A 7,739-nucleotide genomic window follows, 5' to 3' on the forward strand; every position below is an offset into this window, starting at 1 on the left:
GGGAGAGCTGGAGGGGCGGGGGCGCGTCAGCGCGCGAAGCGGTCGGTCGCCTCGATGAGGGCGTCGAGGATGCCGGGCTCGTCGAAGGCGTGGCCAGCATCCGGCACCATCGTGAACGACGCCTCCGGCCACGCCCGGTGCAGCTCCCAGGCCGTGACGGCGGGGGTACAGAGGTCGTAGCGGCCCTGGATGATCGCCCCGGGGATGCCCCGCAGCAGCCCCGCGTTCGCCAGCAGCTGGCCGTCGTCGAACCAGCCGCCGTTCAGAAAGTAGTGGTTCTCGATGCGCGCGAAGGCGAGCGCGTAGGAGGGCTCGGCGAAGCGGGCCACGAGCTCCGCGTTCGGCAGCAGCGTGATGGTCGATGCTTCGTACGAGGCCCACGCCACGGCGGCGGGCCCGTGCACGGCGGGGTCGGGGTGGTTGAGCAGGCGATGGTAGGCGCGGATGTGGTGACCCCGATCATCCGGAACCAGCGGCGACGTCTGCACGGGCTCGGCGAACCCCTCCCAGAGGTCGGGCACGATCATGCGCGTTCCGCCCTCGTAGAACCAGTCGAGCTCGATCTTGCGCAACGTGAAGATGCCGCGCAGCACCAGTTCGGTGACGCGCGACGGGTGCGTCTGGGCGTAGGCAAGCCCGAGGGTGCTGCCCCACGATCCGCCGAACACCATCCACCGCTCGATGCCCAGCCGCACGCGCAGCTTCTCGATGTCGTCGACCAGGTGCCAGGTGGTGTTCGAGGCGAGGTGGTCGGGCGAGGTGCTGGCGTGCGGGATGCTCTGGCCGCAGCCGCGCTGGTCGAAGAGCACGATGCGGTACTTCGCCGGGTCGAACAGCCGCCGGTGGGCGGGGCTGGTGCCGCCACCCGGCCCGCCGTGCAGAAAGACGACCGGCTTGCCGTCGGGGTTTCCCGAGACCTCCCAGTAGATCTCCTGGTCGTCGCCGACCGGCAGGAAGCCGATCTCGTGGGGCTCGATCTCGGGGTACAGGGTGCGCAGTTCAGCCATGCACCGAGCCTACGGCCCGACCAGGCCCGCCTGGTAGGCGAGGATGACCGCCTGGACCCGGTCGCGGGCCTGCAGTTTGAGCAGCACGCGGCCGACGTGGGTCTTGACGGTGGATTCCGAGACGGTGAGCCGCTCGCCGATCTCGGTGTTGGTGAGACCCTCGGCGATGGCGAGCAGCACCTCGCGCTCGCGCTCGGTGAGGTCGTTCAGCCTGTCTGCGGTGTGGTCGGCGGGGGGCGGGCCGGATGCCGCGGCGGCGCGGTCGGCGGCAGCGGCGCCGGCCCCGGCTGCTGCGCCGGCGGCGCCTGCCCCGGCTGCCCCGCCTTCGGCGCCTGCCCCGGCGCCCCCCGCCGCGGGCAGCGACGGCCCGAACATCTCCAGCAGTTGCCGAGTGACGCGGGGCGTGACGGCAGCGTCCCCGGCGGCGACCGCGGCGATGGCGGCGACGAGTTCGGTCGGGCGGGCATCCTTCAGGAGAAAGCCGCTCGCGCCGGCGCGCAACGCCTCGAACGCGTACTCGTCGAGGTCGAAGGTGGTGAGGATGAGCACCTTGCTGGTCGGAACCTGGCGAACGATCTCACGGGTGGCGTCGATGCCGTTCATTCCGGGCATCCGCACGTCCATCAGAATCACATCGGGCTGCAGCCGGACGGCCTCGCGCACACCGGCTGCCCCGTCTGCGGCCTCGCCGACGACCACGAAACCGGGTTCGGCTTCGAGCACCATGCGAAAGCCCATCCGCAGCAGCGCCTGGTCGTCGACCAGCAGAATCCGCACCTCTGTCATGACTGCTCCCCCTCTGACTGTGACTGCGACTCCGACGAGACCTGCGCCGCCGGCGACGGCTCCTTCTGCGGAATCACGGCCCGCACGCGCCACCCACCCGCGGTCGTCGGGCCGGCCTCGACGCTGCCGCCGTACCCCCGCACCCGTTCGCGCATGCCCATGATGCCACTGCCGGTGCCGATCGAGGGCGCCGCGAGCTGCGACTGGCCCTGGTCGGCGACGGTGACGGTGATGGCCGGTGCCTCGTAGACGACCGTCACCGTGACGTGCTTCGGGTCGGGTGCGTACCGCAGGCTGTTGGTGAGCGCCTCCTGCACGATGCGGAAGACGGCGAGTTGGATGCCGGGATCGGGCGTGATCGCACCGGTCACCGTGTAGACGACCACCATTCCGGCGCTGCGGTACGAGGCGACGAGCGTGTCGAGGTCTTCGTGGCCCGGCTGCGGCTGGAATGCTCCCCCACCCGGCGCATCGAGCGTCTCCCTGACCGGCGGCAGAGCGAGCGCACCCTCCCCGCGCGGGTCGATCGGGCCGCCTCCGACCGACGGCGAGTCGACCTCGAGCGGCTTCGCGAGAATGCCGAGCACGATGCGCATGTCGGCGAGCGCACCGCGACCGGTCTCGGCGACCCGGCGGATGGCATCCTGTGCCCGATCGGGGTCGACCCCGACCATCCGATCGGCACCGTCGGCGAGGGCGACCATCACGGTCAGGCTGTGCGCGATGATGTCGTGCATCTCCCGCGCGATACGAGCCCGCTCGGAGGCCGCGGAAAGCTGCGCCTGCTGGTCGCGCTCGCGGGCGAGCTGGGCCGCCCTGTCGAGGAGGGCCTCGACGTACCGCTTGCGGTTGCCGACGTTGATACCCACCAGTGTCGCGATGAGCATGAGGAAGATCGAGACCGACGTCGTGCCGAGGGTGCCCGCGATGTCGCCGCCCTGCCAGAGCAGATCGGAGCCGATCCGCACGACGGAGAGCAGGGCGAACGCCAACCAGGCGGCTCGCACCGAGACGTAGACGGCGGCGCCGTAGAGCGCGACGAAGGGCGGGATGTTGTCGACACCGTTGACGCCCTGTGCGAGCAGGGCCCCCGCGGCTACCGCTCCGACCAGCACGAGCGGATACCGGCGGCGCAGGTAGAGAGTCACCAGAACGAGCGCCGTGCCGATGATCGAGAGCACGAAGACGGGCACCGAGACGGCCTCTGGCCGGGAACCCGGCCGGAAGGCGAACAGCGTGAGAATGGCGGGAAGGCCGAAGAGCACGACGATCGCGCTGTCGACGACCCAGGCGTGCCGCGCGAAGAAGGTGCGGAACACCCCGGGGGGCTTCGGCAGGCGCAGGTCGTCGAGAAACGCTGAACGCCCGGCCACCGTCGCCGTTTCGGGCGTCGGGGCCGGGTGTTCAGGGGAGGTCATGCTCAGGCATCCCTCCGGCGCATCAGGGTCGCAGCTGCGGCGATGGCCACGGCGATCCATCCGAGCATAATCAACAGGCCCTGCCACCACTCGAAGATCCGGCTGGACTGGTAGATGGCGGTGCCCGCGTTGCCCGGCAGCCAGTCGCTGATGGTGGCGGACCAGTCCGCCGGAATGAGACCGAACACGATCGGCACGACGAGCAGCAGGCCGAGAGCCGCAGCGATACCGCCCGCCGTGCTGCGGAGGATCGCGCCGATGCCGAGGGCGAGCATCCCGCTCAGTGCGAGGTAGCCGGCGGCGCCGACGAGCTTCAGGAAGACGTTCGGGTCCCACAGGTCGGCGGTGATGTTCGCGTTCGAGAGGATCGGGTACGTGACGAAGAAGGCGATCAGGATGCTCACGAGCGACACCACGAAGGTCGTCACGCCGAACACGGCGAGCTTCGCCCAGAGCACCGGCAGACGCTTGGGCACGGCGGCGAAGCTGGAGCGGATCTGACCGGTCGAATACTCACCGCTGATCACGAGAACGCCGAGCACAGAGACGACGAGCTGGCCGAAGATGACTCCGGCGGTGGCACCGAGAGTGGCGAGCTCGGGGATGTTCGCACCCGGGCCGCCGCGGAACGTCTCGCCGGTGTTGCTGACGGTCACGGAGACGACGAGCAGCCCGATTGCGACCTGGAGCGCGAAGACGACGGCGTAGGCCCAGACGGTGGAGCGCAGCGAGCGCAGCTTGATCCACTCGCTGCGGAGGATGCCGCCGACCGTGAGCCGGATCGGTGAAGCGGGAAGTGCGGTGCTGCGACGCGCGGGAGCAGTTGACGTGCTCATCGGGTGGCCTCCGTGCTGGTGGGGGCGGCGTGGCTCGCCGCGTGGGTGGGTGCGTTCTGGGGGGCGGCCTGCTCGTCGTCGACGATCGGGCCGGCGTGCGCGTGCGCGCTGGCGGAGGTGGCGGGGGCTGCCGGGTCGAACACGCCCGTGCGGTACTCGACGGCATCGGCCGTGAGGTTCATGTAGGCGTCTTCGAGCGAGCCGCGAAGCGGGGTGAGCTCATGCAGGGCGATACCGGCGGCAGCGGCAGCGTCACCGACGGCAGCCGCGGTGAGCCCGACGATCTCGAGCGTCTCGCCGTCGACACTGGTCACCGTGACACCGGGCGAGTTGATCAGGCGGGCAATCTCTGCGGCCCGCGGGCTGACCGCTCGAACCGACGAGGTCGTCGCGCCGCTGACCAGGTCTTTCACCGGAGCATCGGCGAGCACCCGGCCCTTGCCCAGCACGATGATGTGGTCGGCGGTCTGGGCCATCTCGCTCATCAGGTGGCTGGAGAGCAAGACGGTCCGACCCTCCGAGGCGAGGAAGCGCACGAGCTCGCGCACCCACACCACACCCTCGGGGTCGAGGCCGTTGACCGGCTCGTCGAGAATGAGGGTGGAGGGGTCGCCGAGCATGGCGGCGGCGATGCCGAGGCGCTGGCCCATGCCGAGCGAGAAACCGCCGACGCGCTTCTTGGCGACGGAATCGAGGCCGGTCATCTCGATGACCTCGTGAACCCGCTTCGCACCGATCCCGTGGGTCGCGCCGAGCGCGAGCAGGTGACTGTAGGCCGAGCGGCCCTGGTGGATCGCCTTGGCGTCGAGCAGCACACCGACCTCGTGCAGCGGGGCGGCGTGGTCGCGGTAGAGCTTGCCGTTGACGGTGACGTCGCCGCCGCTCGGCCGGTCGAGGCCGACGATCATGCGCATCGTGGTGGACTTGCCGGCGCCGTTCGGGCCGAGGAAGCCTGTGACGAGCCCGGGGCGAACGGTGAAGGTCACCTGGTCGACCGCGGTCTTCGAACCGTACTTCTTGGTGAGTGAGTGTGCTTCGATCATGCTTCGACACTACGAGGATGCCCCGGTACCCGGCATCCGCCCACGGGTGGGTCTTTCAGCGGCGAGGCTCCGCCCCGGGTGGTACCCGAGTACCACCTGGGGCGGCGGCGGCTGCTACTTCTTCTGGGCCTTCTCGTCGACCGGAGCGTTGCCGCTCGCACGCAGCTCGTGGTAGTAGTCGCGGGCCTCGTTCTGGCGCTCGGCCTCCGCGCCCGAGGCGATGGGGGCGCGCACGTGCTCAGGACCGTAGCCGAACGCGTCGACGAGGTCGATCGCGTGCGGGCGCAGCCGGCTCGTGAGGCGCTCGATGTACGCCTCGACGGCCTTCGCGCGGCTCGGCGAGAGTCGACCGTTGATGAGGTACCAGGCGGCGTGCTTCTGGATCAGGCCGAGCCCGAACAGGTCGCGCACCCAGGTGAGCACCATCTTCGTGCCGGGGTCGTCGATCTTCGCGAGGGCATCGGTGAACGCCTCCCACTGCAACAGTTCGCCGTGCGCGCGGGCGGCCTCGATCATCGCGTTCTGGTTCTGGTTGAACAGATCGGCGGCCTTCTTCTTCGCCCCGGGCTTCTTCGAACCCTGGCTGGCGGGGCGGAGGTTGCCGGCGATCTCGGCGACCATCGTCTCCACCCGGTCGGTGAGCAGGGCGCGCTGGGTCTTCGCCGAGCGCAGCTGCCCGACGGAGCGCGCCATCGACCCGCGGTCGGAGACGTTCTGCGCGAGACGGCGGAGGCCCGTGCCGTTCACCGTGCGGTCGGTGGCCTGCTCCACGGCGTAGCGGGCGAGCACACCCACATCCGCCTTGGCGAACCGGCGGCTGTAGTCGGTGAGCAGGCGCTTCGCGACGAGCTGCAGCAGCACATGGTTGTCACCCTCGAAGGTGGCGTACACGTCGAGGTCGGCACGCAGGCTGGTCAGGCGGTTCTCGGCGAGGAAGCCGACGCCGCCACAGGCTTCGCGCGCCTCCTGCAGGGTGTCGAGACCGTGCCACGTGCTCAGCGGCTTGAGTGCGGCGGCGAGGGTCTCGAGATCCTGCCGGTCGGCGTCGGTGTCGTGCGCGCCCGAGAACACACTGTCGAACTTGGTCAGCAGCACTTCGTGCGCGAAACTCGCCGCGTAGGTGGTCGCCAGCCGCGGAATCAGGCGGCTCTGGTGCTTCTGGTAGTCGAGCAGCACCTCTTCGTCGGTGTCGCTGCCGGCGGTGAACTGGCGGCGCTGGCTGCCGTAGGTGATGGCGATCTTGAGGGCGATCTTCGCTGCGGCGGTGGATGCCCCGTCGAGCGAGACGCGGCCCTGAACGAGGGTGCCCAGCATCGTGAAGAAACGGCGACCCGGGCTCGTGATCGAGGAGGTGTAGGTGCCGTCGGCCGCGACGTCGCCGTACCGGTTCAGGAGGTTCAGTCGGGGCACGCGCACGTGGTCGAAGTGCAGGCGGCCGTTGTCGATGCCGTTCAGGCCGCCCTTGATGCCGTCGTCTTCGCCGCCGACGCCGTCGAGGAAGCGGCTGGTTCCGGTGCTGTCGCTGTCGCTGTCGACGGAGCGGATGGGTACGTAGAACGCGTGCACGCCATGGTTGACGCCGGCGGTGATCAGCTGGGCGAACACGACGGCGGCGGTGCCGTCGACGGCGGCGTTGCCGAGGTAGTCCTTCCACGCGCCCCGGAACGGGGTGTTCAGAACGAACTCCTCGGTGGCCGGGTCGTAGGTGGCGGTGGTGCCGATGCTGGCAACGTCGGAGCCGTGGCCGGTCTCGGTCATGGCGAAGGCGCCCGGAACCTCGAGGCTCATGATCGCCGGCAGGAACGTCTCGTGGTGGTACTCGGTGCCGAGGTGCAGCACGGCGGCGCCGAACAGTCCCCACTGCACGCCCGACTTGATCTGCAGGGAAGGATCGGCGGTGACAAGCTCCTCGAAGCCGGCGATGTTGCCGCCGTGGTCGTCCTGGCCGCCGAGGTGGGTCGGGAAGGCTTTGTTCACGGCGCCCTCGGCGACGAGGAGGTGCAGCTGGCCGAGCACGGTCTTGCGGTGTTCGGCGACGCTCTGCCCTTCGATGCGCTGCATCTCGGGGCGGGCGGTGACGCGGCGGGACTCGAGGCGGGCGTCGGCCCAGGTGCCGAGCAGGTAGTGGCTGAGCCAGTCGACGTCGATGGCCGCGGTCGCGGTGGGCGCCTGCACTTGGGTCTTTGCGTTCGCCTTCGCTGCTCCGCCGGCGCGGCGGCCGGGCGTCTCGACGCGGCGCAGCTTCGGGGCGGCGGCGGCGGCGGCGCCGGCCGTGCCGGCGTTCGCGGCGGCGTCGTTCGCTGTCTCGCCGCTGGCGGCGGCGGCAGGCGCGGCTGCAGTGTTAGCGGCGGCGGTGTTCGCGGTGGCGGCAGGCGCGCCTGTTGCTGCGGCGGTGTGCGGGGTCGAGTCGTTTGAGGCGGCGGCGGCGTTCGCGGCCGTGCCGTCGTTCGCCATCTCGCCATCAGCGGCGGCGGCGTTCGCGGCCGCACCGCTCGCGGAAGTGGTGGATGTTGCCGTGGTGACCATCGGTGGCCCTCATCTCTTGCGTCAGCTCAGAAGTTCGCACCCTCACGTTAGGAGCGCCCCCGCCGGCCGCCAAACCTGCAGTGACGCCCCTACAAAACCCCGCGCGACGCCCCCTCCCCCCAC

The 7,739-nt window shown here is 70.3% G+C and carries 6 protein-coding genes; all 6 read right to left on the minus strand.

Translation table 11 applies throughout. The features are described 5' to 3' along the window. Positions 1–26: 26 nt before the first annotated feature. Positions 27–998 (minus strand): prolyl aminopeptidase, encoded by a 972-nt coding sequence (pip, locus tag C5B96_RS11000; protein WP_104245415.1) that lies wholly within the window; start codon positions 996–998, stop codon positions 27–29. An 18-nt stretch (positions 999–1,016) separates the two neighbouring features. Then, positions 1,017–1,793: a response regulator transcription factor gene (locus C5B96_RS11005; RefSeq protein WP_104245411.1), complete on the minus strand. Its 777-nt coding sequence runs from the start codon at positions 1,791–1,793 to the stop codon at positions 1,017–1,019. Continuing rightward, positions 1,790–3,211 carry a sensor histidine kinase gene (locus tag C5B96_RS17850; protein WP_158507168.1) on the minus strand — a complete coding sequence of 474 codons (1,422 nt, stop codon included), beginning with the start codon at positions 3,209–3,211 and terminating at the stop codon, positions 1,790–1,792. The genes C5B96_RS11005 and C5B96_RS17850 overlap by 4 nt, the downstream gene beginning before the upstream one ends. 2 nt (positions 3,212–3,213) lie before the next feature. Beyond that, complete coding sequence (locus C5B96_RS11015) at positions 3,214–4,047, minus strand: ABC transporter permease (RefSeq protein WP_104245413.1); 834 nt, start codon at positions 4,045–4,047, stop codon at positions 3,214–3,216. Continuing rightward, a complete protein-coding gene (locus C5B96_RS11020; protein WP_104245414.1) occupies positions 4,044–5,090 on the minus strand; it encodes an ABC transporter ATP-binding protein in 1,047 nt (348 codons plus the stop codon). Before C5B96_RS11020 ends, C5B96_RS11015 begins: the two co-directional genes overlap by 4 nt. Before the next feature lie 114 nt (positions 5,091–5,204). Further along, positions 5,205–7,616 carry an acyl-CoA dehydrogenase gene (locus tag C5B96_RS11025; protein ID WP_233189148.1) on the minus strand — a complete coding sequence of 804 codons (2,412 nt, stop codon included), beginning with the start codon at positions 7,614–7,616 and terminating at the stop codon, positions 5,205–5,207. Positions 7,617–7,739: the final 123 nt, after the last annotated feature.

Source organism: Subtercola sp. Z020 (assembly GCF_002931235.1).
Taxonomy (GTDB): domain Bacteria; phylum Actinomycetota; class Actinomycetes; order Actinomycetales; family Microbacteriaceae; genus Subtercola.